Source organism: Caballeronia sp. (assembly GCF_028292365.1).
Classification (GTDB): domain Bacteria; phylum Pseudomonadota; class Gammaproteobacteria; order Burkholderiales; family Burkholderiaceae; genus Caballeronia.
On the sequence record NZ_JAQGMM010000090.1, the window covers coordinates 1 to 24896 of the forward strand.

General features: G+C 61.4%; 19 protein-coding genes and 1 pseudogene. 13 read left to right on the top strand and 7 right to left on the bottom strand.

Going from position 1 to position 24896, the window contains the following annotated elements; genetic code table 11:
- The 3 genes and pseudogenes from JWR14_RS05280 to JWR14_RS05290 form a co-directional block, all read right to left on the bottom strand.
- The coding region (locus JWR14_RS05280) for an alpha/beta fold hydrolase (RefSeq protein WP_299702580.1) at positions 1-529 on the bottom strand (529 nt) is incomplete at its 3' end.
- Between the two features lie 16 nt (positions 530-545).
- A complete protein-coding gene (locus JWR14_RS05285) occupies positions 546-2096 on the bottom strand; it encodes an NAD(P)/FAD-dependent oxidoreductase (RefSeq protein ID WP_299702582.1) in 1551 nt (516 codons plus the stop codon).
- Positions 2093-2569 (bottom strand): annotated as a pseudogene (locus JWR14_RS05290) (SDR family NAD(P)-dependent oxidoreductase); the annotation flags it as partial. The pseudogene JWR14_RS05290 and the gene JWR14_RS05285, both read right to left, overlap by 4 nt.
- A gap of 238 nt (positions 2570-2807) precedes the next feature.
- Between JWR14_RS05290 and JWR14_RS05295 the strand changes: the two are divergent.
- Both JWR14_RS05295 and JWR14_RS05300 read left to right on the top strand, forming a co-directional pair.
- Positions 2808-3998, top strand: a complete 1191-nt coding sequence (locus JWR14_RS05295) for an aminotransferase class V-fold PLP-dependent enzyme (RefSeq protein ID WP_299702585.1) — start codon at positions 2808-2810, stop codon at positions 3996-3998.
- A 112-nt stretch (positions 3999-4110) separates the two neighbouring features.
- Complete coding sequence (locus JWR14_RS05300) at positions 4111-4377, top strand: hypothetical protein (RefSeq protein WP_299702588.1); 267 nt, start codon at positions 4111-4113, stop codon at positions 4375-4377.
- 114 nt (positions 4378-4491) lie between these two features.
- Here JWR14_RS05300 and JWR14_RS05305 read toward each other — a convergent pair whose 3' ends face one another.
- Positions 4492-5433, bottom strand: a complete 942-nt coding sequence (locus JWR14_RS05305) for a GlxA family transcriptional regulator (RefSeq protein WP_299702591.1) — start codon at positions 5431-5433, stop codon at positions 4492-4494.
- Positions 5434-5579: 146 nt separating this feature from the next.
- On the opposite strand from JWR14_RS05305, the gene JWR14_RS05310 reads away from it, so the two are divergent.
- From JWR14_RS05310 to JWR14_RS05325, 4 genes are all read left to right on the top strand, one after another.
- Complete coding sequence (locus JWR14_RS05310) at positions 5580-6395, top strand: SDR family oxidoreductase (RefSeq protein WP_299702594.1); 816 nt, start codon at positions 5580-5582, stop codon at positions 6393-6395.
- A 443-nt stretch (positions 6396-6838) separates the two neighbouring features.
- Complete coding sequence (locus JWR14_RS05315) at positions 6839-8995, top strand: tetratricopeptide repeat protein (RefSeq protein ID WP_299702597.1); 2157 nt, start codon at positions 6839-6841, stop codon at positions 8993-8995.
- 180 nt (positions 8996-9175) lie between these two features.
- Positions 9176-9838 (top strand): glutathione S-transferase family protein, encoded by a 663-nt coding sequence (locus tag JWR14_RS05320; RefSeq protein ID WP_299702600.1) that lies wholly within the window; start codon positions 9176-9178, stop codon positions 9836-9838.
- 227 nt (positions 9839-10065) lie between these two features.
- Entirely contained in the window at positions 10066-11469 is a 1404-nt protein-coding gene (locus JWR14_RS05325; protein WP_299702775.1) for a methyl-accepting chemotaxis protein, read from the top strand.
- Between the two features lie 60 nt (positions 11470-11529).
- Here JWR14_RS05325 and JWR14_RS05330 read toward each other — a convergent pair whose 3' ends face one another.
- From JWR14_RS05330 to JWR14_RS05340, 3 genes are all read right to left on the bottom strand, one after another.
- The gene (locus tag JWR14_RS05330; protein ID WP_299702603.1) at positions 11530-11775 is read right to left on the bottom strand and encodes a DUF4148 domain-containing protein; all 246 of its coding nucleotides are present in this window, start codon (positions 11773-11775) and stop codon (positions 11530-11532) included.
- A 129-nt stretch (positions 11776-11904) separates the two neighbouring features.
- Positions 11905-12579 carry an HAD family hydrolase gene (locus JWR14_RS05335; RefSeq protein ID WP_299702606.1) on the bottom strand — a complete coding sequence of 225 codons (675 nt, stop codon included), beginning with the start codon at positions 12577-12579 and terminating at the stop codon, positions 11905-11907.
- A gap of 123 nt (positions 12580-12702) precedes the next feature.
- A complete protein-coding gene (locus JWR14_RS05340; RefSeq protein WP_299702609.1) occupies positions 12703-13434 on the bottom strand; it encodes an IclR family transcriptional regulator in 732 nt (243 codons plus the stop codon).
- A 171-nt stretch (positions 13435-13605) separates the two neighbouring features.
- Between JWR14_RS05340 and JWR14_RS05345 the strand changes: the two genes are divergently transcribed.
- The 7 genes from JWR14_RS05345 (at position 13606) to JWR14_RS05375 (ending at position 24795) form a co-directional block, all read left to right on the top strand.
- Positions 13606-14499 (top strand): aldo/keto reductase, encoded by an 894-nt coding sequence (locus tag JWR14_RS05345; RefSeq protein WP_299702612.1) that lies wholly within the window; start codon positions 13606-13608, stop codon positions 14497-14499.
- Between the two features lie 17 nt (positions 14500-14516).
- The gene (locus JWR14_RS05350) at positions 14517-15923 is read left to right on the top strand and encodes an aminotransferase (protein ID WP_299702615.1); all 1407 of its coding nucleotides are present in this window, start codon (positions 14517-14519) and stop codon (positions 15921-15923) included.
- A 102-nt stretch (positions 15924-16025) separates the two neighbouring features.
- Positions 16026-17387 (top strand): FAD-binding oxidoreductase, encoded by a 1362-nt coding sequence (locus tag JWR14_RS05355; protein WP_299702618.1) that lies wholly within the window; start codon positions 16026-16028, stop codon positions 17385-17387.
- Positions 17388-17547: 160 nt separating this feature from the next.
- Positions 17548-19587, top strand: coding sequence for a hydantoinase/oxoprolinase family protein (locus JWR14_RS05360; protein ID WP_299702621.1), 2040 nt, complete (start codon positions 17548-17550; stop codon positions 19585-19587).
- A gap of 23 nt (positions 19588-19610) precedes the next feature.
- Entirely contained in the window at positions 19611-21626 is a 2016-nt protein-coding gene (locus JWR14_RS05365) for a hydantoinase B/oxoprolinase family protein (protein WP_299702624.1), read from the top strand.
- A gap of 221 nt (positions 21627-21847) precedes the next feature.
- On the top strand, positions 21848-23422 hold the full coding sequence (locus JWR14_RS05370) for an ABC transporter substrate-binding protein (RefSeq protein WP_299702627.1): 1575 nt from the start codon (positions 21848-21850) through the stop codon (positions 23420-23422).
- Between the two features lie 95 nt (positions 23423-23517).
- Positions 23518-24795: an FAD-binding oxidoreductase gene (locus JWR14_RS05375; protein WP_299702631.1), complete on the top strand. Its 1278-nt coding sequence runs from the start codon at positions 23518-23520 to the stop codon at positions 24793-24795.
- Positions 24796-24896: the final 101 nt, after the last annotated feature.

Genomic DNA, 24896 nt, shown 5'->3' on the forward strand with positions numbered 1-24896 from the left:
ACGGGGATCGAATCAGCAGGCCGCCAAAGGCCTGACTCGCATCGACCAGATGCGTCAGCGGGGCGATCAACGCCAGCCGGCTGACACTGTTCGGATGGTCGAGGCCGACCGCCAGCGCAATGGCGCCGCCAAGCGAATGTCCGACCAGCACCGGCTTGTCCAGGCCCATGGCATCGATGAACAACGCTACGGTCCGTGCTTGTGCGGACATGCTGGCGGACGAGCCTGCGCCTCGCGTTGAATGTCCCGAGCCTGGCCGGTCGATGAGGATCACCCTATGCGTTTGTGCGAGAGCATTCATGTCGAGATACGCGAAGTTGCGTAGCTGACCGCTTAATCCGTGGACGAAGACAATGGGCGGCCCGCTCCCGTATTCAACGTAGTGAATACGGTCCGCGCCGATGTCAATGAACCGGCCCTGCGGGGGCAGCGCCTGGTCGACGCGGTGAGCAATGTACAGAGTAAAAGCAACAAGCCCCGCGACCACGACAATGCAAACGGCGACAATGGACAGGAAAATAAGTGGCACGTATTCATCCTTGCGTTTATGCGTGCTCTTGCGCTTCGCGCTTGAGGACGACTGTTGTCATACGGCGTCGCTCGAACTGCATGACGCCGTCGCTCAAGGCGCCGAACCTGAGCGACGCAAGATCGAGCAGATAGTTCTGATGGTGCTTCCACGGCTTGTGAAGCCCCTGCTTGGGCAGGATGTCCGATGCCCTCTGAATATAGCCAGACGTGAGGTCGACGGCAGGCAGCGAACCCATTTCGTTATCCCTCAGCCGGGGTACACAAACATCGTAGTGATTTGCCTTCATGTGATTCACGAGCCGGCAGACATACTGCGCGATCAACTCGGCCTTCAGGGTCCACGAGGCGTTGGTATAGCCGAACGACGATGCAAGATTCGGTACATCGCTATACATCATGCCTTTGTAGGACACCGTGTCTCCAAGGGAAATCTGGCGTCCGTCAATGGAGATCACCGATCCACCGAGCATCTTGAGTTTTAATCCGGTGGCGGTAATCACCACGTCGGCGTCAAGGTGCTGGCCGCTTTGCAGTTGCACGCCGGTCTCGGTGAAGCGTTCGATTTCGTCGGTGGCGATCGATGCGCGGCCGGCGCGCACCGCCTTGAACAAGTCTCCATTCGGGACAAGACACAGACGCTGGTCCCACGGGTTGTATCGGGGCGTCATGTGTTTGTCGACGTCGAATTCGGGTCCTAGCTGCTTGCCCGCCGCCCTGATGAGCAACTGTTTGGTTTCTTCCGGCTTGCGTCGTGCCCGGTTGTACAAGTACATGGTCAGCAGCACGTTCTTGCTGCGGATAAGCTTGTGCGCGAGCGTTGACGGTAGCCATTTACGCAGCGTGTTTGCGACCTCGTCGCGCGCGGGCAGCGAAAAAATGTAGGTGGGCGAGCGCTGCAACATGGTCACGTGTTTTGCCGTGTCCGCCAATGCGGGCACCAAGGTCACCGCCGTGGCGCCGCTGCCGATCACAACAACGCGCTTGTCCGCGTAGGCCAGGTCGGCAGGCCAATGCTGCGGATGGACTATGCGGCCTTTGAACTTCTCCATGTCGGGCCAACGCGGTGCGTGACCTTCGTCGTAGTCGTAATAACCGCTGCACATGTAGAGGAACTTGCAGGTGTAGTGTGTTTCGATTTCGATATTGCCGTCGATACGTTGAACCTGCACGGTCCAGCATGCTGCCTGTGAATCCCAGTTTGCGCTGGTCACCTTGTGAGCGAACTTGATGCTCTTGTCGATGCCGGTTGCTTCGGCCGTCTCCCGGATGTAGTCGAGGATCGCCTGGCCGCCGGATATCGATTTATCGCCATGCCACGGGCGGAAGCTGTAGCCGAGCGTGAACATGTCGGAGTCGGAGCGCACGGCGGGATAGCGGAACAGGTCCCACGTACCGCCCATCGTGGCGCGGCTTTCAAGTATGGCGAACCGGGCAGACGGGCAGCGCTCGCGCAGATGATGCGCCGCGGCCACACCGGATAAACCGGCGCCTACGATGAGCACGTCATAGTCAATATCGGCACGCGATGAGGGCGTGGGGCTGCTAGCGTGGTTTGCGGAAGTCATGCGATGTCCCTGGGCGTGGATGCAGCGGCTTGAGCCGACCGTACAGCATGCGATTTGCCCGCACTGCGTTTCTGCATCTTGCGATGAAAGCGCAGCACATAGAATTGGTAAGCCGCGCCCATCAGCCGCGAGATGAAATCGACACGCCGGGCGTCGCTGCCGATCAGCACGCGGCGCGCATTGCGCTGGACGCCGGCAAGAATCTGGCGCGCCGCATCGTCCGGCCTGGTTGCGTCGATCAGGCGATTAGCCTGCCTGCGATGCGCCTCCGCGTCCTGTCCCGTCAGCAACCGGGCGTTGTCGTCGATCCGTGCCGCGGTTGCGATGTTGGTCGCAACACCGCCCGGGTGAACACAGGTAGCACTCACAGTCACGCCCTCCAGTTCGAGTTCCATGCGCAACGCCTCGGTATAGCCGCGGACTGCGAATTTGCTGGCATTGTATGCGCCCTGCGTCGGCATGGCGATAATGCCGATGATCCATTCGAAGTCTTCAATTTAGTGCATGCCGTTCGTTGGCCTTGGGAAACATCGTCGACAAAATACCCATTCTTGAATTCGCCGGGTAAGCGAATCGAAAGTGCATCCTCCGGTGCAGCCCTGTAGAATCTTTTGGCCAACAACTAGCCAGGGTTGCAATGAAACTGACTGACAACAAAGCTCAAGCGCGCGCCCACTCCAGCGGCAATTACCCGTTTCGAATCCTCATCGCATGAACGACTCCACTCGTTTGCCCGGTCATCGTTTCCTGCATTCGCCGGGCCCAAGCCGTGTGCCGGATGAAGTCCTGCACGCAATGAGTCGTCAGCCGATGGACCTGGCTGACCCGCGACTGGATCGCTGTATTGCCGCGTGTGAAGCGGGCCTTAAGCGCGTGCTGCAGACTGAGCAAGCGGACGTCTTCCTCTATGCCGCGAACGGGCATGGTGCGTGGGAGGCAGTCATCGCCAACGTGGTTGCGCCGGGTCAGGCGGTGCTGGTGGCAGGCACGGGTCACTTCTCGGAATCGTGGGCGGTACAGACGGAGGCAATGGGCGGCCGTGTGATTCGTACCCCTTGGGTTCAGGGTCGTCCGATCGATCCAGCCGATGTGGAAGCCGTGCTGCGGGAAGATGTGAAGCGCGAGATTGTGGCGGTCTTCATCGTTCACACAGATACCGCCAGCGGCATCACCAACGATCTGCCGGCCATGCGGGCGGCGATCGACCGGGCCGATCACCCGGCGCTGCTCGTAGTCGACGTGGTTGCATCGCTCGCAGCCGCGCCGTTCGCGATGGACGCAACGCGCATCAACGTGGTTCTGGGCGCCAGTCAGAAAGCGTTGATGGTGCCGCCGGGACTCGCGTTCGTCGCCGTCGACGCAGCGGCCATGGAAGTCTCGCGCCGCAATTCCACGCCGCGTTTCTACTGGGATTGGGAGCGGCGCAAAAGTACGCTGTCGTATCGGAAGTTTTGCGGCACGCCGCCGCAAAGCCTGATCGCCGGGTTGGAGGCATCGCTCGCGCTGATCTTCCGTGAAGGCTTGCCCCAAGTGCTGGAACGTCATCGACGAATCGCGGAGGCAGTGCAAGCGGCCGTGGAGTGCTGGAGCGAGTCGGGCGCGTTACGCTTTTTCTGCGAGGTGCCGTCGGCGCGCTCAGTGTCGGTGACGACTATCGAGGTGAGCGAGGGTATCGATCCGGAAGCAATCCGCAGCGTTGCACGCGAGCGCTTCGAAGTTGCGATTGCGGGGGGGCTGGGGCCGCTTGCGGGACGCGCATTTCGTATCGGCCATCTCGGCGACATTAACCCCGCGATGATCCTTGGATGTCTCGGGGGCGTCGAAGCCGCGATGACGGTGCAGGGTGTTCCGTTCGGTCGCGGCGGCGTGGAGCGCGCGATCGCACGTCTGGCGTTGGCCTGAAGACCAGCGCTCAGAAGCGCGCCCGGAAAAGAATTGAGCCAAGTGTGTTCTTCCGAACCGCCAAGGGTGCCCCGCGTTGATATAAAACGAGGGCGAACTCGGGGAGAACACCATGACAGAAGAACAAGCGCGCGGCATTCTTGCCGCCAAAACGGCTGCACGTGAGTATGTGCTTCGACGCCTTGTCGAAGACAAGACCTGGGAACTTCGGACCAGTTCCGCCACGACTGCAACCATTGTCCGCGATAGTTTTGACGGCCTTGCCAGACTCACCAATGCTCAATTGGCGAAGGCTGCCGAGGACGCGGGAATATCAGAGGGTGACCAGCAGGTCATGAGCATGACGACTGTGCTCGCGCAGTTGGCGCCGACCGTGTAACGTCGGCCCGAGGGTGCGACGGTGGCGTCAGCTCTGGTTGATTCAGCAAGTATTTGCATAGCTCCTTAACGCGAGCTTGATCCATCTGCCGCGCAAAACAAAGCCGGCTCTTCATCAAACCAGCTGCGATTCCGTCATCCGCCGCATTGCTTGCGGTGACTGTCCGAATGCACGCAGGAACGCACGCCGCATTCGTTCACGGTCGCCGAAGCCACTCTCGCGTGCGACGACATCAACTGAATGCCGTCCCGCTTCCATCATCAGGCGGGCGGCTTCCACACGCAGATTTTCGATGGCCCTGGCAGGCGATTGTCCGGTTTCGTCCGTGAAGACCCGGCTGAACTGGCGCGGGCTGAGATGGGCAACTTCCGCTAGTTCTTCAATCGACAGCTTCGCGGTCAGGTTGGATTTCGCATAGGCCAGCGCGGTCTGAACGCGATCCGATTTCGCGTCGAGTTCGAGCAGCGCCGAGTACTGCGACTGGCCCCCGGCGCGACGATGATAGACCACCATTTTTTTCGCCACGAGCCGCGCCGTGTCGGTACCCAGGTCTTTCTCGACGAGCGCCAGCGCAAGGTCAATCCCGGCACTCGCACCGGCGGACGTCCAAATTGGGCCATCGACAATAAAAATCCGGTCCTCCTCCATCTTGACCTGCGGATACGCGCGCTGAAGCGCCCGTGCGTAGTACCAGTGCGTGGTAGCGCGGCGGCCGTCCAGCAAGCCCGCCTCGGCCAGCACAAACGCGCCCGTACAGGTCGCCGCAATGCGTTGGGACGTCTCCAGCGCGTCGCGAAGAAATGCCGCCACGCCGGCCGAATGCGGCGTGCCCAAGTTGTCGCCGGTGACAATCAGGGTGTGGAACGCGCTGCCCTGGAAACTCGCGGTATCGATGCCGAACCCCAACGACGAGCGCACGGAGCCGCCATGTTCCGACAGCAACTTCACCTCGTACGCGGCTTGTTCGACGGTTGCGTTGGCAAATTCGAACACGGTCGAGACCGCCAACCCCAGCACCTGAAAGTCAGGATAAACAATGATTCCGATCGTTTTCACATGGCCTCCTGCGCGCCGGGATGGGGATTCCGGGCAATGTCCTAAAAAGTTGCATCTATGTCATTGATGACATGATCGCACACTTCTACTATTCCGTTCAGACACCGGCGCTTCTGCCGGAACACCTGAAAAACTGGAGAACGGAAATGAGCAATGTAGCGAACAAAGGCACGGCTTTGGTGACGGGCGCTTCTAGCGGAATTGGCGCGGTCTATGCGCAACGGCTTGCGGAACGTGGTTACGACGTCATCCTGGTGGCACGCAATCGCGACCGCCTGAATGAATTGGCATCGACGCTGACAACGTCCACGGGACGGAATTTCGAGGTTGTCGTCGCGGATCTGGGAACGCCTGAAGGCGTGCGCAAAGTTGAAGACGTACTGCGCAACGACTCCAGCATCACGATGCTCGTGAACAACGCCGGCGTGGGCGCGACCGCGCCGCTCGTGGACTCTGACATCGACAAAATGGACGCGATGATTACGCTCAACGTGGTCGCGCTCACACATTTGACGAAGGCGGTGGTGCCGGGTTTTGTCACGCGTGGCGGCGGAACGATCGTGAACATTTCATCGATTGTCGCTGTGTCGCCGGAGACGCTGAACGGTGTGTACGGCGGCAGCAAGGCGTACGTGCTCGCGTTGACCCAGTCGTTGCACCACGAGCTTGGCGCGAAGGGCGTGCGGGTCCAGGCCGTGTTGCCGGGCGCAACCAGCACGGAGTTCTGGGACATCGCGGGCACGCCGGTGAGCTATCTGCCCGAAAGTATCGTGATGACGTCGCAGGACATGGTGGACGCGGCGCTTGCCGGTCTCGACCAGGGCGAGCTGGTGACGATTCCCTCGCTGCCGGAAGCGGCTGACTGGAACGCGTTCGAGGCGGCTCGGCAGACGTTGATACCTAACCTTTCGCATCGGGCGCCGGCAGCACGTTATGGCGTAACGAGCGGCACGCAGCAGTAAGCGATTGTTTAGTGAGTGGCCCAATGCCGGCGTGTTCCCTTAAGCGCAGATCACCGCTCTTGAAGGGAGAATGAAATGGCGTGTCTGCGCATTGGGCTGCGTTAAAGAATCCTTAAGCTTATTTGTAAGCGTCGATTCAGCCAAGCTGAATACAGTCATTACAGTTCACCAAGAGCTTGGCCGCGGACTAGACGCATTACGCTAGCTTGCCAAGCTTGTCTAACCGCTCTTTAGCACCCCCATCCTCCGAATAGCGTGCAGCAATGCGCTCATTTCCCGCCGTCACGCCGATAGCAACTATCGTAACCTCAGTGATGTGATGGGCGCTTTCCCTTTCCCTTTCCCGTAGACGTTCGAACCACGGCTTATCGATATCATGTCGTGTAGAGCGAGGTGATCGCATCCCGAAGGAATCCGCTGACCCAAGCTTCGACGACCGACCCATGACAACACTCCCCGTTCCAACAAGCGCGCCCCCCATTGCGGACTGGCATCAGTCGGCTGCTTCGCTATGCCTCGCCGGACAATACGGGCAAGCGTTGTCGATAGTTAAACCGATGCTTGAACCGCATCCAGCTTTGACGGGAAGCGCGTTGGCAGAAGCCTTGAACATAGCGGCGGTCTGTTCGCTAGGCCTGAGCCAACTGGCGGACGCGCAAGCGTATTGGCGACGGGCTATTGAGGCCAAGCCTGATTTCGTCGATGCCTACAACAATCTCGGCATGTTGCTTAAGGGAGTTGGCTCTTTAGTGGAGGCGGAGGCTGTCTACCGGCAACTGCTGAGCATTCGCCCGGACCTCGCCGAAGCCAGTAACAATTTGGGTGCAGTGCTCTACGCTCTCGGCCGCCTGCATGACGCCGAGGCGGCCTACCGGGGTGCGCTTGCTATCCGTGCGAATTACGCGCAGGCGCACTACAACCTCGGCATCGTGCTCTATGACCTGCGCCGTTGGATTGAAGCGGAAAGTGCCTACAGGCAGGCATTGGTTCTATCTCCCGATGCTGGGACCTACAACAATCTGGGCAACGTGCTTAAGGAATTGACCCGCTTGCCGGAAGCCGAGGCGGCGTACCGGCAAGCGCTGGTTCTCCGGCCTCAATACGCCGAGGCGCTCAACAACCTGGCGAACGTGCTCAAGGAACTGGGCCGTCTGCCCGAGGCTGAACTGGCCTGCCGGATGGCGCTGACTTTCCGCCCCGATTACGCTGAAGCTCACCTTAACCTCGGCGCCTTGATGGCTGCCCTCATGCGATTCCCCGAAGCGGAAGCGTCTTACCGGCAGGCGCTCGCAGTCCGGCCCGACTATGTGGAAGCCCACTACAACCTGGGCATCGTGCTGCAGGCGCTCAGGCGGCTACCCGAGGCCGAAGCGGCGTATGGCCAAGCGTTGCTGATCCGCCCGGATAGTGTTGAAGCCCATAACAACCTGGGCAACGTGCTGTGGGCGTTGCGTCGCTCGCCTGAAGCCGTTGCGGCTTACCGGCGAGCGCTTGCTCTTCGACCTGATCTCGCCGAGGCGCACCATAACCTCGGCAACGTGCTGAAGGAGCGCGGCCACCTGACCGATGCCGAGACATCTTTCCGGCGAGCACTCGCGATCCGTCCGGACTATCACGACGCGAAAGTCAGTCTTGCAACGCTGCTGCTCGGCATGGGCGAATTCGAAGAGGGATGGCGGCTTTACGACTCCCGATATGACCAGCCGGGATTCATTCATCACCAGACGCAGTCCTTGCTCGCGTGTCCGCGGTGGCGCGGTGAAGCGCTTGCCGGCAAGTCGCTGCTGGTTTGGCAAGAAGATGGTCTTGGCGACATGGTCCAGTTCAGCCGTTATTTACCCTTGCTCAAGGCACAAGGCGCAGGCCATATCGCATTCGCCTGCGCGCCTGCGCTACACCGGCTATTCGCGACTGTAGAGGGCGTCGATGCGATCCTTGACCACGAGGCCGCGCTAGGCCAGGCTCCCGGGTACGATTATTGGACGAGCCCGATGAGCGTGCCGCTGCATCTGTGCACGACTACGGACACCATTCCCGATCCCATCCGCCTGACGCCCGATCCGTTGCTGGTCGAACACTGGCGCGTGCGGCTGGCAACGCTTCCACCCGGCCGCAAAATCGGCCTGGTCTGGAAAGGCAATCCCAAGCATCACAACGATGCCAACCGTTCGCTGCCGTCGCTTGCAACGCTTGCGCCACTCTGGAGCGTGCCCGGGGTCAGCTTCGTGAGCCTGCAAAAAGGGCAGGGGGAAGAAGAGGGGCAGTCGCCACCCGCGGGTCTTCCGCTGCTGCACCTCGGGACAGCGCTGAGCGATTTCGCCGATACCGCTGCCATCATCGGCGAGCTCGATCTGGTGATCTGCGTGGACACCTCGGCGGCACACATTGCTGCGTCGCTCGGCAAGCCGTGCTGGGTGTTGCTGCCGCGAGAAGACATCGACTGGCGCTGGATGCGCGAGCGTGAAGATTCGCCGTGGTATCCGCAGACGCTGCGCCTGTTCCGGCGAGCGGCCGATGAGAGTTGGCCGACGGCTGTCGAGCGGGTGCGGTTGGCGTGTATCGCCGAATTTTCAAGCGGGGATCATTCCTCGGGGGGATGAAGCGAGCGCCTCCCGTAGGTTCGTTTGGCTTCACTCGATTTGCCCTGCGCCCGAAACCGTTTTGTAAAGCGAACCGCTTGCGGCAGAAGGGGTTTTAAAATTCTTCAGAGTGGATGTCGATTTTCGGCAGCCTCGCCCGTCGTCAGGGAAAGCAGTCTTGCTCAACCCGAGGTGATCCCAATGACATTGAAACTCTACGCCCATCCATTTTCGTCTTACTGCCAGAAGGTCCTGGTCGCGCTGTACGAGAATGGCACGCCGTTCGAATGGCGCGCGTTGTCGCACGAGAACCCACAGGCGATGGAGGAGCTGACGGCGCTTTGGCCAATGAAGCGCTTTCCGGTGCTCGTGGATGCTGGCCGGACCGTGGTTGAGGCGAGCATTATTATCGAGCACCTTGGGCTGTACCATCCGGGCCCCGTGCCGCTGCTGCCTGAAGATGCGCGCGGCGCTTTGGAGGTCCGCAGCATGGATCGTTTCTTCGACAACTATATCTCGACCCCGCAGCAGAAGATCGTGGGCGACAGCTTGCGCCCGCAAACGGAACGGGACGCACGAGGCGTTGCCGATGCACGCTCGATGCTCGAGACCGCTTACGGCTGGCTCGATGGCGTCATGGCCGGGCGCGAATGGGCTGCGGGAGATCGCTTCAGCCTGGCCGATTGCGGCGCGGCGCCGTTCCTGTTTTATGCGGACTGGACGCATCGAATTGACGCTTCGTTCCCGCACGTGATCGCATACCGGCAACGACTGCTGGCACGTCCGTCATTCGCGCGAGCGGTTGACGAGGCGCGCCCGTATCGGCCGTTTTTTCCGCTGGGAGCGCCTGTCGACCGTGATTGAATCGCGGCGCGCTGGAGTCGGCATTATTCGTGGTGGTGAACCGGCATGCCGGCGTACCGGCCCCGACGCAGGGCAAACCCGATGTATCGCATCCATTCCCTTCGCACCCTTTAGTTTTCCCTTCAATCGGACGATATACCGAGGGACGTCACGCGGAATTCGATGAGCCCGGCATGTCGAGACGCAACCGGGGAATTCCACGCAAATTAAAACACTGGGGGCAAGGGATGACGGGTTTCGGATTCGGGCAACGTGGGCGCACGCTGGCGGCGGTCGGCAAGATCGCCGAACATGCGGGCAAGCTGGGTATCGAGATTTGCGATGTATCGGGGCACGTCGAGGAAGTGGCGGCCCGCGCTACGCGTCAGACGGATCTGTGCCACGGTTTGCAGCGTTCCGCCATGTCGACCATGGAGGGCAACCAGCGGATTGCCGCGGCGGCGCGTCAGATGCGTATCGTGGCAGATCAGGCCGCGTCCGACGTCAGCCAGTCGCAGGAGACGGTCAGGGTGTCGCTGGCAGACATCCATAATCTGGTGGACAGCGTCTCGGTAATGGCGGCGGAGATCGCGACCTTGCGAGAATCATTAAGCGACGTCAGCAAGATCTCGGAAGAAATTTCGATCATCGCGCGCCAGACCAATCTGCTGGCGTTGAATGCCGCGATAGAAGCGGCCCGCGCGGGTGAGTCCGGCAAAAGCTTTGCCGTGGTCGCCTCTGAAGTGAAGGCGTTGTCGGCCAAGACCGCGCAGGCTACATCGGAGATCGGGACAACACTCACCAGGCTGTCGGGTCAGGCCGACCTGTTGATGGCTGAAGGTTCAGCCAGCGCGGCACGTGCACAGCGCGTCAAGGAGGGCACGCATGCTATTGGCGAGGTTGTGTCGGCGACAGGGAAAGCGATTACAGAGTTAAGTGTTGAAGCGGAGCAAATCGCTTCGCAAACCGAGGCAATCGACCAGCAATGCAGCGGACTCGCGTCCCAGGTCTCCGAGATGGTCGGAGGCGTCGAGCAGTCAAGCGGCAGCTTCACGAAGGCGCGCGATCAGTTGAGCAAGTTGTTGAGCGTGTCCGAAACCTTGATCGAGCTGACGGCGGAAGCGGGCATAGCGACGCCCGACACACGGTTTATAGACGCGGTCACGACGGCCGCGCAGAAGATTGGCCGGGCATTCGAGCATGCCATTTCGCGCGGCGAGATCTCGGCTGCGGACCTGTTCGATCATGCATATCATCCGATTGCTGGTACCAATCCCGAGCAATTCACGACCCGCTATATTCAGCTTGCCGATCGTATCCTGCCGGCAATACAGGAGCCCTTGCTCGCGCTGGATAAGCGCGTGGTGTTTTGCGCAGCAGTAGATACCAAGGGCTACTTACCCACGCACAACAAGAAGTTTTCACAACCGCAAGGCTCTGATCCTGCCTGGAACGCGGCCCATTCGCGTAACCGGCGCATCTTCAACGACCGCACGGGCCTGGCTTCGGGGTCCCACACCAAGCCGTTCCTGTTGCAGACATACCGACGCGACATGGGCGCGGGGGAATATGCGCTGATGAAAGACGTGTCCGCGCCGATCATGGTCGCAGGCCGTCATTGGGGCGGATTGCGACTCGCCTATAGCGTCTGATAGTCATGGCGCTTTACTGCGCGGCCTCTCGCTGCCAATGCGAGAGCCGGATTTTAATACTTAGCCATGCGAATAAAGTGTGGCGTCCAGATACGCTAGCTGGCCGTCCTGCTCCGCATGGACGAGCTCTTGATAGACCTCTGCACGTGTCTTCGGTGCGACGGCCTGTCCATACGGTGGAACCCATTGGCCGGCGGCCTGGATTGCCGTTTGGCCTGTCTGCGTCGACGGGGCCGTCTGTGCTGCGAATGCGGAACCGGTGGCCAGCAATCCTGCAATGGCGAGGGCGATCATTGGGGTCTTCATGGTGTGCTCCTGGAACGAGGGTTGGCGGGTTACCGGACCTGCGATGAACCGTCGTTGTTGTCCGGTTCATGCAGATTAGCGACCCAGCCCTATCCCGAAAGCGGCGTATTCATGAAGTTTTATTTAGGCCTAAGGTCTTGCAGCCACTTCATCCAGATGCAACAGCAAGTCAGCCGGGTCTTCATACACGCGCAGCGCGCCGGCCCGCTCCAGCTCATCCATCCCGTATCCGCCCGACAACAGCCCCACGCCGAGCGCGCGGCAGCGTCTCGCGGCGAGCATGTCCCAGATGCTGTCGCCCACCACGACGGTATGCTCGATCGACACGCCCAGACGCGACGCCGCTGCAATGAAGAGGTCGGGGTCCGGCTTGGCGTACTTCACGTCGTCGCGTGTGACGACCACCGACTTGGCCGGATCGACTCCGAGCGCTTCAAGATTCACGGCCGCCGTCTCCATGCGGCCGCTGGTCGCGATGGCCCAGCGCGTGCCCGCGTCGGTGAGCGCGGCAAGCAACTCGCGTGCGCCGGGCAACGGGCAAACCTGCGCACGCAGCCGCTGGTAAGCGTCGGCATGAGTGCGGCGCAAACGCTCCACGCGTTCGGGACTGATATCCCCGTGCGTTTCGCGCAGCAACTGGTTCGTGAAGAGGCCGCCGCTCATGCCGATCTTGCGATGAATGCGCCAGACCGACAGCTCGATTCCTTCTGCGTCCAGCGCCTCTTTCCATGCAAGAACATGCTGGTACACGCTGTCGACCAGCGTTCCGTCGAGGTCGAAGAGGAATGAAGTTTCGATTCGCATGATGGGATCCTTTGGCAGTAGGTTCGTTGGCGTCAAGTTAGGCGGCGTGATGAGCTTTACGATAGCGTACGCCTGATCTTGTCGCTGATGCGGCGTACGCGTCGCGCTTCATCGATAGCGGCCCTAAACGCTGATAGCCGCCGCTGCCTTCGCAACGGCTTTTCCCCATTTATCGAGGCGTTTGGGTTCGTAGCGGGATTCGGGCATGGAGATGCAGATGCTGCCAACCGGTGCGCCGTCCGAATCGATGATGGCCGCACCAATAGCGCACACCGCGCGTCGATATTGCGACAGGTTGATCGAATATCCGCGCTTGCGGATGCGCTCGAGTTCGAGTCGTATCTCGGCGGGGTCGCACGGCGTGGTGTCGCTGAATTTCGGCAGGTCGCGGCCCAGGATTTCTTCCACCTCGGCCTCGCTCATGTACGCGAGCACGGCGAGGCCCGTTGCCGTCGCGTGGAACGGGCTGAGGTCGCCAATAGGACTGAAAGTGCGTACCGTCTGCGTGCAATCCGCGCGATCGATGAGCACCATCGACTTGGTGCTGTCCGGGATCGACAGGTGAATGGTCTCGTTGGTCAGCTCCCGCAGTTCGCGCATTGGCTCGCGCGCAGCGGCATACAGTGCGCCGCCGCGAAGCGCCGCAGGGCGTACGCCGAGAATCCGCGCGCCCACTTCCCAGCGCGTCAGGTCGCCGCCGGTCTGGCGCAGCCAGCCGGCTTCGAGAAAGGTCATCAGCACGCGCTGGACGCTGGATTTCGGCATGTCCAGCAAACGCGCCAGCACACCCACGCTGACCGGCTGGTGCTGCGATACCGCTTCCAGGATCTCCAGGCTCTTCAACAAACTGTTCATGCATTCCTCCGGTGTTTTGCGGCCGCAGGAAGAGCGCACGCTCGTCCCCACGCGTCGTCGTTCCTTGCGCCGCGAAAAAGCGCGTGTTACTTTGCACCTGTTGAATATGGAACAGCGTGCCGTATTGTGGCACGGCAATAACAATCAGGGAATCCCGAAAACACTCTCGCGATGAAATTTCCTCTTCATGCGCCTGCGCAATTGCAGGTAGTTGTCGCTAACGGCGCCCTGATTCCCCGGTTGGGTCTGGGCACATGGCAATCCACCCACGATGAAGGCGTCCGTGCCGTGCGCGCGGCGCTCGACGCCGGGTACCGGCATATCGACACGGCCGCCCGCTACGAGAACGAGCAGGCGGTCGGCCAGGCACTCGCCGCCTGCGGCGTGCCGCGCAACGATGTGTTTGTCACCACCAAAGTCTGGCATACCGAGCTGCGCGCGGCCGACTTTCGCGGCGCGGCAGAAGCGAGCGTCGCGCGGCTAGGACTCGATCACGTCGATCTGCTGCTCGTGCACTGGCCCAATCCGAAAATCCCACTGGAAGAGACGATCGGTGCGCTCAACGACGCGCAACGGCGTGGCTTGACGCGTCATATCGGCGTATCGAATTTTCCGGTGGCGCTGCTCGATCGTGCAGTGGCGCTCTCGCCGTTGCCGCTGGTCGCGAACCAGTGCGAATACCATCCGTATCTCGACCAGACCAAGCTGCTCGCTGCCTGTTCGCGGCATGGCATGGCCCTCATCTCGCACTCACCGCTTGGCAGCGGCAAGCTGCTTGCGGACCCAGTGATCGCGGACATCGCGCGTCAGCATGACAAGCAACCTGCGCAGATCATCTTGCGCTGGCTGATCCAGCAGCCCGGGGTCGCGGCAATTCCGAAGTCGTCGAATCCGGTGCGCATAGGGGAAAACCTCGCGGTATTCGATTTCAAACTCGATGCCGCGTCGATGGCTCGCATCAGCGCGCTCGCCCGTGCCGATGGCCGCGTGAGCAAGCCGGCGTGGCATCCGGAATGGGACATCGCGGACTCCTCGCACCCCTCTTCACCCGCGGTGCAGCCATGAACCCGATCGACAGCATCATGAACCCCTCATCCGTCTCGCTGAGTGATGCGATCTTCGCAACAGACCGGCGCCACTTCATGCATCCCGGAACGCATGCGTCCGAGCATGCTTCCGGTGAGCTGGAAGGGCGCCTGATGAGGCGTGCGTCGGGGATACGCATAGAGGATCACGCGGGCCGTTCCTATATCGATGCATTCGCCGGGCTGTATTGCGTGAACATCGGTTATGGACGCGAGGAGATGGCCGAGGCGATGGCGGCCCAGAGCCGCAAGCTGTCGTTCTATCACACGTATGCAGGCTTCTCGAACGACCCTGCTGTCGAACTGTCGCGCCGGCTGATCGAGGACTGGTCGCCGCCGGGAATGAAGAAGGTGTTCTATGGCATGTCCGGCTCGGACGCCAACGAGACACAGATCAAGCTGGTCTGGTACTACAACAATGTGCTCGGGCGGCCGCGCAAGAAGAAGATCATCGCGAGGCATCGCAGCTATCACGGTTCGGGTATTGCAACCGGCAGCCTCACGGGACAAGCGAAGTTTCACGCGGCTTTCGACTTGCCCTTGCCGCAAGTGCTGCACACGGCGTGTCCCGACTTCTATCGCGACGCCCGGCCAGGCGACAGCGAAAGCGCATTCGTGGCGGATTGCGTCGAGCTGCTTGAACGGTTGATAGAAAGCGAAGGGGCGGACACCATCGCCGCATTTTTTGGCGAACCGGTCATGGGCTCGGGCGGCATCCTGCCACCGCCGGCCGGCTACTGGCCAGCCATCCAGGCCGTGCTGAAGCGGCATGACATCCTGTTCGTCGCCGATGAAGTCGTCTGCGGTTTCGGGCGCCTTGGTTCGCGCAACGGCTCCGAGCACTACGGTATTGAACCGGATCTGGTTTCGGTCGCGAAAGGTCTCACGAGCGGGTACTTGCCGCTGTCCGGCGTGATTGTCGGGGAGCGGGTGTGGGACGTGATCGAGCGCGGCTCGCGGGAGCAAGGTGCAATGAGCCACGGCTGGACTTACTCGGGCCATCCGGTGTGTGCCGCCGTGGCGCTGACGAACCTTGACATCCTCGAGCGCGAGCAACTGACGCGCAATGCCGCTGACGTCGGCGCGTATTTGCAACAGCGCCTGCACGCCGCATTCGATGATCACCCGCTCGTCGGGAATGTACGAGGCGAGGGGATGCTGGCGGCGCTTGAGCTAATGGCCGACAAGACCGGACGCACACCGTTTGTGCCTGCTCTCAAGGTCAGCAACCGGGTCGCGCAGGCGGCACTTGCGCGTGGCCTGATCGTTCGTCCGCTTGGCATTAACGACATCATTGGATTTGCGCCGCCGCTGGTCGCCACGCGAGCGGATATCGACGAAATTGTTGGCATTGCACAGCAGGCACTGCATGCAGTGAGCGAGGATTTGCCCGTGTCCGGCTGATTGCTTCACGACCAGTAGCAACGCACTGAAGTCACGGTGTGTCGTAGTCCTATTATTTACCGCCATCACACCAAGGTCCTTATTGTGTCGACGCGCAGCCAAGTGTTTTCATCCGATTTCACCGATACCCCATATTGGTGGAAAGACTGGCGTCCTCACGACGACCTGATGTCCGAGGTGCCGAGCGAAGTCGACGTGGCGATCGTCGGCGCGGGTTATGCGGGGTTGTCGTGCGCGCTCGAATTCGCGAAGCATGGCTTGAGCGTGACCGTCCTCGAAGCTGACGTGCCCGGCATCGGTGCGAGCACGCTGAGCGGCGGACAGGTGTCGGGAGGCGTGAACGTAGGCAAGGCCCCCTCGGGCAAGAAGCTGGACAACGCCGTATCGGAACAACACCAGCAAGCGCTGCTGCGTGAAGCCGCGGCTTCCTACGGCGTGTTCGAAAGCATCCTCAGGGACAACGCAATCGAATGCGCTTATCTGAAGGCGGGCCGCATCAACGCAATGTGGACCGACGCGCACCTGGCCGCGTGGAAGAAGCGCATCGTGAACCTGAACGCGTACGCGTCGGCGGATGCAAGAATTCTCTCGCGCGACGAACTGCGCAGCGAACTGGCCAGCGATATTTACGCGGGCGGCGTATTGATTGAGCGCGCGGGACAAGTCCACCCGTCGAAGATGTTCGCCGGGCTGCTCGCCGCCGCTCGCGGCGCGGGTGCCACGGTGTGCAGCAAGGCCCCGGTCAAGAGCGTTGCGCGTTCAGGGGCGGGGTATCGCGTGGAGACCGCGCGAGGAACGCTCGCGAGCCGGCACGTGGTGATCTGCACCAATGGTTACACGGGCGAATCGATGCCGGATCTCAAACGCCGCGTGGTGCCCGTCGTGTCGCATCAGATCGCGACCGAAGAGCTTCCCGCCGATTTGCAGGCATCGCTGATTCCAAAGCGTCGCGGTATCTCGGAGACGCGCCGCGTGGTCAATTACTACCGCTATTCGCCCGACGGCAAGCGTTTTCTCTTCGGTGGCCGCGCGCGTTTTTATAACCTGGACCGGCGCCAGTCGGGTGCGATCCTGCATGCGCAAATGGTTGAGCGCTTTCCGCAGATGGCCGACGTAAAAGTAGCTCACAGCTGGGGCGGCACTGTGGCGCTCACACTCGATTTCCTGCCGCATCTGGGCCGCACCGCCGACGGTATCCACTACGCACTCGGTTGCAACGGTAGCGGCGTGGTGATGATGACCTACCTCGGCTACAAGCTCGCTCGCCTGATTATCGAAGGGCAAGCGCCCGAGAGCAGCGCCTATGGCACGCCGATGCTCACGCACCCGCTTTATCGCGGCAAGCCGTGGTTCATGCCGGCGCTGGGGAGCTATTACCAGATCCGCGATGTCATCGACAAGCGCAGACAGCACGCCTGTGAAGTGCGACACGCGCGTGGAGCCACGGGTCGCGACCAGGGATAAATCGATCTGGGTGGAGTTCGAGCAGGTCTCCGGGCATTCACCCCAGTGGATAGAACAGTGGAACAAACAGATTGGCCGCTGACTGGCCTCGCGACGCGAGGCGGTCAAGTCAGCCGGCGCGTCCAGTCGTTCATCATTTTAGACAGGCAAGGACAACGCAATGGGTTTGAGAATCGGAGTGGATATTGGCGGTTCGTTCACCGACTTCGCGGTGCTCGACGAAGCGACGCGAACAATACGGACCTTGAAGGTGTTTTCGCGGCCAGACAGCCCGGGGAGCGAAGTACTTGCCGGAATGGAAGGCCTGCGGGAGCGCTACGGCATCGAACCGCGAGAGGTGGTTTATTTCACGCACGGCACGACCGTCGGCGTGAACGCGGTAGTGCAACGCAAGGGGCTGAAACTCGGCCTTGTCACTACGCGCAACTTCGAGGACGTGCTGGACATTGCGCGCCTGAAGATTCCCGATATGTACCACCTGATGTCCAGCCGTCCCGTCCCGTTGATTCCGCGCGACCGGGTGTTCGGTGTGGTGGGCCGGCTGACGGCGGAGGGGGACGAAGAAACCCCCGTCGATGAGGCCAGCGTGCTCGACGCGGTCGGCGGCATGCAAGCGGCCGGGTGCGAGGGTGTTGTGGTGTCGTTGCTGCACTCGTATCGCAACCCGTCGCATGAGCAGCAGGTGAAGGCGATCATCCAGCGCGCGATGCCGGGTATGTTTGTCTCATGTTCGCATGAAGTCTGGCCGATCATCCGCGAATACGAACGCACCGTCACGGCGACCATTGGCGGTTATGTACAACCGCGCGTGTCGAATTACCTCACGAAGTTGCAGGCGGCGCTGGCGGAAAGCGGGATTGGCGCGGACCTGAAGGTCACCAAGTCGAATGGCGGCGTGATGAGCGCCGAGAACGGCAAACAGAACTGCGTGCAGATGATCCTGTCGGGCACCGCGTCCGGTGTGATCGGCGCGGCGTATCTCGCGAAGCTCTGCAAGGTGAAGGACTGCATGAGTCTCGACATCGGCGGGACGACCGCGGACATTGCGTTGATCGTGGACGGCAAACCGCAATACGCGACGGGCGAATATATCGGCGAATTCCAGATCCATATTCCGTCGGTCTCCGTGTCGTCGATCGGCGATGGCGGCGGCTCGATTGCCTGGGTCGACGAGTTCGGCGTGCTCAAGGTCGGACCCGAAAGCGCGGGGTCGAATCCGGGCCCGGTTTGCTACGGTCGCGGCGGCACGCGCCCGACGATCACCGACGCATTTGCCGCGATCGGCGTGCTCGGCAGCGCGGCGCTTGGCTATAACGCGGTAAAGGTGGATGTCGACGCGGCGCTGCGTGCAATCGAACCGCTTGCGCAGCGGCTGGGACTCGATGTGTATAAGACGGCGGCGGCGATCATCGAGGTATCGATCTCGGGCATGTATGCAGGCGTGAGCCGCTTGAGTTCGCGCTTCGGCATCGACCCTCGGACTTTCTCGCTCATGCCTTTCGGCGGAGCGGGACCGATGCTCGGCTGCTTCCTCGCCCGCGCGCTGAATGTGCGCAACCTGCTGGTCCCGACTACACCGGGCGTGCTGAGCGCACTCGGTGGTTTGATCGCGGACACCAAGAACGATTTTGTTCGCACGACATACTATCCACTCGACCGTGCATCCGTCGAACGGCTCGGCCACGATCTGGTGCTGCTGGAGGCCGATGCGCGCGCCTGGGTGATCCGCGAGACCGGCACCGACGCAACGGCTGAACTCGTGGTCTCGGCTGATATGCGCTATCGCGGGCAATCGTTCGAGATCGACACGCCGCTCACCACCGACGCTATTGCCAACGGTGACATTGAAGGGATCGCGCAAGCGTTCCATCGCGAGCACGAACGCCTGTATGGCCACAGCGATGAAAAGTCCGCGATCCAGGTAGTTGCGCTCAGGCTCGTCATCACCGCGCCCACGCCCAAGCCCGAGATGCCAACTATCGCGGCGGGCGAGGGCGTGCCAAAAGCCGAATCAGAAATCGACGCCTACCTCGACGGCGCCTGGCGTCGCGTACCGCTCTACCGGCGCACGGCGCTGCTGGCGGGGCATCGATTCCCTGGTCCCGCGATCGTTGCCCAGGACGACACCACCACTTGCGTGCTGCCGGGTTTCAACGCCCGTGTGGACGAGTACGGCAATCTTTTTCTTGAAGCCGTTTGACTAGCTGACTTTGGATACGCAACATGACATTTGATAAATCCGTCCTGCAGATTTTTGCGAACTACTGCGTCGCGGCCGCGGAAAGCATGGCCTATACGCTCGTGCGCACCGCGCATTCCGCTTTCGTGAAGGAAACGGAAGACTTCTCCTGCACGCTGATGAACACCCGCGGACTAACGTTTGCTTCGCCGAAGACGCTCGGCGCCACGTGGTATCCCGGTCTCGACTTCGGTGCGGTGATCGATATGATCGACCACTACGAACCGGGCGATATCTGCATGACCAACGACGCATACAGCGGCTACGTGGCAACTCATACGCCCGACGTGATGATGTGGAAGCCGGTGTTTTTCAACGACGAGATCGTCTGTTATGTCGGTGGCCATATTCATAACACCGACATGGGCGGCGCGGTGCCAGCGTCCCTGTCGCGCACGCTGACCGAGATCTACCAGGAGGGCATCCGGTTCGCGCCAACCAAGATTGTTCGCGCCGGCGTGCTGGACGAGGTCCTGCTTGAACACATGGCGATCAACGTGCGCGCGCCCGAGCAGAATCGCGGCGACTTGAAGGCACAGGTTGCAATGTTGATGACCGGCGAGCGCCGGGTGCTGGAGATCATCGAACGCTTCGGAATCGAACAATTCCGCGCCGGAATGGACGCGCTGCTCGAGTACTCGGAAGAGCAGGCGCGCACGATCGTGAGGAGCATGCCGGATGGCGAATATTTCTTCGCCGAATATGCCGACGAAGATTCGGTCAACGGCAAACCGCTGCGGGTTGCGCTGACGCTGACTGTTGCGGACGGTTCGCTCGTCTTCGATTTCACCGGCAGCGATCCGCAACTGAATTCGTCGCTGAACATGCCCACCGGCGGCAAGGAGCGCCACGTCCTCGCGCTCGTCGGCCTCAACTATGTCTTGTACTCACTCAATCCCGATCTGCTGCTCAACGCAGGCATGCTGAAAGTGGCACGCTGCATCCTGCCTGAAGGCACGATCATGAATTGCGTTCCGCCGGCGGCGGTGGGGATGCGCAGCCTGACCGCCAAGGTCGCGCAGTACGTGACCTTCGGTGCGTTCTCGATGGTGTGCCCGGAACGTTTGCCGGCTTGCCCGGCCGGCGGTATGTCGATACTTAACGTCAAGACCGTGGATCGCCGCGGTCGTACGGTGATCGCGTCGATCGGTCCGGTTGGCGGTGGCGCGGGCGGCATGATCTCGGGCGACGGGTCGGACGCTTCCGGCGCGAACGTGGCGTTCCTGCGCAATACGCCGGTCGAGATCAACGAAGCCGAAGTGCCGATCCGCATCACCAAGTACGGCGTCGTGCCCGGTAGCGCGGGCGTGGGCAAGTACCGCGGCGGGCTGGGAACCGTGATGGAGTTCAGGGTGTTTTCGCCGGGCACGCTGGTGACCGCGCGCAATCGTGACCGCTCGCGCTTCGCGTCCTGGGGCGTGCTTGGGGGTAAGGCGGGCGCTGTCTCGCGTTTTACCCGCAATCCGGGCCGCGAGGACGAAGAGGACCTCGGCGTGACCGACCTCGTGATGTGCGGTCCAGGCGATGTCATCCGCCTCGAAGGCTGCGGCGGTGGCGGCTACGGCCATCCGCACGAACGCGACGCGCAGCAGGTGGCCGAGGACGTGCGGCGCGGTTACCTTCGCGTCGATCAGGCGCGTGAGTCGTACGGCGTCGTGCTGGTCGACGGGGTGATCGACGAAACCAGCACGGCGCAATTGCGCGACGAGGCCAAACGGATAGCGGCCCAGACCGTCGCCACCCACTTCGACTATGGCGCGGAGCGCAACGCCTATGAGGCGAAGTGGACACGCGAACGTTACGACGTATTGACCGGCATCCTGGCTCGCGCGCCGGTCGTGTGGCGTCATTTCCTCAAGCACAAGATCTTCGATGCGCTCGACGCGAGGGAAGCGGCGGGCACGCTGACGGCCGGCGCCGGAATTATCGACGAACTGTATGCCGACGTACTGCGGCAATACCCCCAATTGCTCGACGCAGAGCAGGCCGTCGTTGCCTGAGACATGGGGAAAACGAGGACATTTTCATCGGCTGGTTGACGGCCATGCAAAGCACCGCGTTAGCGATGCGATAACAAGCGATTTATGCTGTTTTGCGGTTTTTGTCGGCGTTTCACGCGGATTCTGCAAGCATACGATGCTGCTGAAGAGACGCGATAAACCTGGCCCCCGTCGTCGCCTGAACGTTCTTTCAGATCCCTTACCCGTCCGGAGTCACTCAAGTGAAAGATGATATAAAAAGCGGTGGTCTAAGTCGTCGCGACATGATCCGCGTATTGGCCGGCACCGGCATGATGGCGGTCACCGGCGGCGGCCTGCTGTCGGTGTCTGCCGCTGCGCTGGCCGCTGATACCCCCAGGAAAGGCGGCAGTATCCGGGTGGCGTACGACGCGGGCTCGGTCTCGGACACCCTCGACCCCGCCGTGGGTTCGACGGGTAGCGACTACATCCGGTTTTTCATGTTCTATAGCGGCCTGACCCAGTTTGACGCGAGCCTGACGCCGCAAATGAACATTGCGGAGTCCGTATCAAGTTCCGATGCAAAGACGTGGATCATCAAGCTGCGCCAGGGTGTGACTTTCCACGACGGCAAGCCGCTCACGCCTGCTGATGTGGCGTATTCACTGTTGCGTCACAAGAATCCGCAGACGGCATCGAAGGTGAAGAGCCTCGCTGACCAGTTCACCGATATCAAGGCGAGCGGTCCGAACGAAGTGACCATTGTGCTCGATGTGCCAAACGCCGACTTGCCGGCGATCCTTGCCACGCCGCAACTCGTGATCGTCAAGGACGGCACGACGAACTTCGCTTCGGCGATTGGAACCGGCCCGTACAAGCTCAAGAGTTTCAAGCCGGGTGTCGGCACGGTCGGCGTGCGCAATGACAACTATTGGAAGACCGGGCAACCGTACCTCGACCAGATCGAACTGGTGAGCATCAGCGACAACGCGGCTCGCGTGAACGCGCTGCTCGCGGGCGACGTGCACCTGATCAACTCCGTCGATCCGCGTTCGACACAGCGTATTGCGTCGACTCCGGGTTATGCGGTCAAGGAAACCAAATCCGGTCTTTACACCGACCTGATCATGCGTCGCGACAACACGCTCACGGGCAACCCCAACTTCGTGATGGGCATGAAGAACCTGTTCGACCGTGAACAGATCCGCACGGCCGTGTTCCGGGGCTTTGCCGTGACCGGCAACGACCAGCCGATCCCGCCGGGTCACCGCTACTTCAACGCTTCATTGCCGCAGCGCAAGTTCGATCTCGACAAGGCCAAGTTCTACATGCAGAAGGCCGGTGCGGTCGGTCCGGCCCTGCCGCCGATCTACGCCACGACCGACGCGAACGGTTCTATCGAAATGGCGGAGCTGATGCAGCAGACGGCGGCGAAGATTGGTGTGAACCTCGTCGTGAACCGGGTTCCCGGCGATGGTTACTGGTCGAACCACTGGATGAAACATCCGCTCGGTTTCGGCAGCATCAACCCTCGTCCTAGCGCAGACGTATTGTTCACGCAGTTCTTCAAGTCTGACGCTCCCTGGAACGAGTCCGGCTGGAAGGACCCGCGCTTCGACCAGTTGCTGCTGAGCGCGCGCGCCGAGACCGACGAAGCCAAACGCAAGCAGATGTACGGCGAGATGCAGGTGCTGGTGGCGGATCAGGGTGGCATCGGTATCCCGTCGTTCATCAGCCTGCTCGATGCCAACGACAAGCGCTTGAAAGGGCTGGGCTCGATCCCGACCGGTGCGATGATGGGCTTCTCGTTTGCCGAACATGTCTGGTGGACTGCCTGACCAGGCGGGTCAGTGAAGCAGCGGAAGCGTCTATCGTGGCGCACGAGGCAGAATTCAGAAGCAGACTCGTCGCGCCACACTCAACTAAAAAATCAATGAAGCTTGATTCGTATTGGCTGGATACGGCTCCCGTATTCAGCGAAGGTGCACAGGGTCCCGTGGAGGGCCGCGCCGACGTGGTAGTGATCGGTGGCGGATTCACGGGCTTGTCGGCTGCGCTCGAACTGGCCACGCGCGGTGTGTCGGTGACCGTGCTGGAAGCAGGGCGGATAGCAAGCGAGGCGTCCGGGCGTAACGGCGGCCAGTGTAATACCGGCGTCGCGCAGGACTTTGCTTCGCTTGCCGCGAGAGTCGGACTGGAGCAGGCCCGGGGCTTTTATCGCGCGTATGAAAGTGCGGTGGCGAGCGTGGAGTCCATTGTCTCCCGTCATCAGATCGATTGCGACCTTGTCCGCACAGGGAAGCTAAAGCTGGCAGCCAAGCCCAAGCACTTCGAAAAACTGGCGCGTACCTATGAGGTATTGCGTCGCGAGGTCGACCCGGAAGTCGAGTTGATTCCGGCTGATCGCATGCGCAGTGAAATCGGCTCGGATGGCTTTCATGGCGGGCTGCTGCAGCGCAACGGCGTGCAGATGCACATGGGCAAGTTCGGAGTCGGGCTGGCACAGGCTGCCACGCGGCACGGCGCGCGTATCTTCGAAGGCGCGGCGGTGACGCAACTGAATCGCATTGATGGCGAGCGCTACGAAATCGCCTCGGCGCGTGGCGTCATCAGGGCAGACCGGGTGCTCGTGGCTACGGGTGCATCGCGCGTGGGGCCGTTGCAGTGGTTCCAGCGACGCATGGCGCCGGTGGGCAGTTTTATTGTGGTGACGGAGCCGCTTTCCACGCAGCAACTCGACGCGTTTTTCCCTCACAGGCGCAGCTATGTGACGTCGCTCAACATCGGCAATTATTTTCGGGTCACGCCCGATAACCGGCTGCTGTGGGGTGGTCGCGCGCGCTTCGCGATGTCCAATCCTCATTCCGATGAAAAGAGCGGCAACGTACTACGCAAGGGGCTTGCCAAGTACTTTCCGGAGCTTGCCGACACGAGGATCGACTACTGCTGGGGTGGTCTGATCGACATCACGGTGGACCGGCTTCCCCGTGCGGGACAGCACGAAGGGCTCTACTATTCAATGGGCTACAGCGGCCACGGCGTGCAGATGTCGACGCATATGGGGCGCATGATGGCCGACATGATGTCGGGTTCCGAGCAGGCCAATCCGTGGCGTTCGCTGCCTTGGACCCCCGTGCCCGGACACGCCGGCCGCGCGTGGACGCTGCCTTTGGTCGGCGCGTATTATCGGCTGCAGGATATTTTGTTCTGACGGTTCCTACTGTCCTGATTGAGTCGTGCCTGCATGGCACGCGTGCGATGCGAACGTGATAGTCTTTTCGACCTGAAGCGCCCGCCCCGCGCGCCGCCGTC

What these genes read in the sequence shown, in the direction of transcription:
- JWR14_RS05285 (WP_299702582.1), bottom strand. Translation starts at nt 2,096, where the DNA reads ATGACTTCCGCAAACCACGCTAGCAGCCCCACGCCCTCATCGCGTGCC.
- JWR14_RS05295 (WP_299702585.1), top strand. Translation starts at nt 2,808, where the DNA reads ATGAACGACTCCACTCGTTTGCCCGGTCATCGTTTCCTGCATTCGCCG.
- JWR14_RS05300 (WP_299702588.1), top strand. Translation starts at nt 4,111, where the DNA reads ATGACAGAAGAACAAGCGCGCGGCATTCTTGCCGCCAAAACGGCTGCA.
- JWR14_RS05310 (WP_299702594.1), top strand. Translation starts at nt 5,580, where the DNA reads ATGAGCAATGTAGCGAACAAAGGCACGGCTTTGGTGACGGGCGCTTCT.
- JWR14_RS05315 (WP_299702597.1), top strand. Translation starts at nt 6,839, where the DNA reads ATGACAACACTCCCCGTTCCAACAAGCGCGCCCCCCATTGCGGACTGG.
- JWR14_RS05320 (WP_299702600.1), top strand. Translation starts at nt 9,176, where the DNA reads ATGACATTGAAACTCTACGCCCATCCATTTTCGTCTTACTGCCAGAAG.
- JWR14_RS05325 (WP_299702775.1), top strand. Translation starts at nt 10,066, where the DNA reads ATGACGGGTTTCGGATTCGGGCAACGTGGGCGCACGCTGGCGGCGGTC.
- JWR14_RS05330 (WP_299702603.1), bottom strand. Translation starts at nt 11,775, where the DNA reads ATGAAGACCCCAATGATCGCCCTCGCCATTGCAGGATTGCTGGCCACC.
- JWR14_RS05335 (WP_299702606.1), bottom strand. Translation starts at nt 12,579, where the DNA reads ATGCGAATCGAAACTTCATTCCTCTTCGACCTCGACGGAACGCTGGTC.
- JWR14_RS05340 (WP_299702609.1), bottom strand. Translation starts at nt 13,434, where the DNA reads ATGAACAGTTTGTTGAAGAGCCTGGAGATCCTGGAAGCGGTATCGCAG.
- JWR14_RS05345 (WP_299702612.1), top strand. Translation starts at nt 13,606, where the DNA reads ATGAAATTTCCTCTTCATGCGCCTGCGCAATTGCAGGTAGTTGTCGCT.
- JWR14_RS05350 (WP_299702615.1), top strand. Translation starts at nt 14,517, where the DNA reads ATGAACCCCTCATCCGTCTCGCTGAGTGATGCGATCTTCGCAACAGAC.
- JWR14_RS05360 (WP_299702621.1), top strand. Translation starts at nt 17,548, where the DNA reads ATGGGTTTGAGAATCGGAGTGGATATTGGCGGTTCGTTCACCGACTTC.
- JWR14_RS05365 (WP_299702624.1), top strand. Translation starts at nt 19,611, where the DNA reads ATGACATTTGATAAATCCGTCCTGCAGATTTTTGCGAACTACTGCGTC.
- JWR14_RS05375 (WP_299702631.1), top strand. Translation starts at nt 23,518, where the DNA reads ATGAAGCTTGATTCGTATTGGCTGGATACGGCTCCCGTATTCAGCGAA.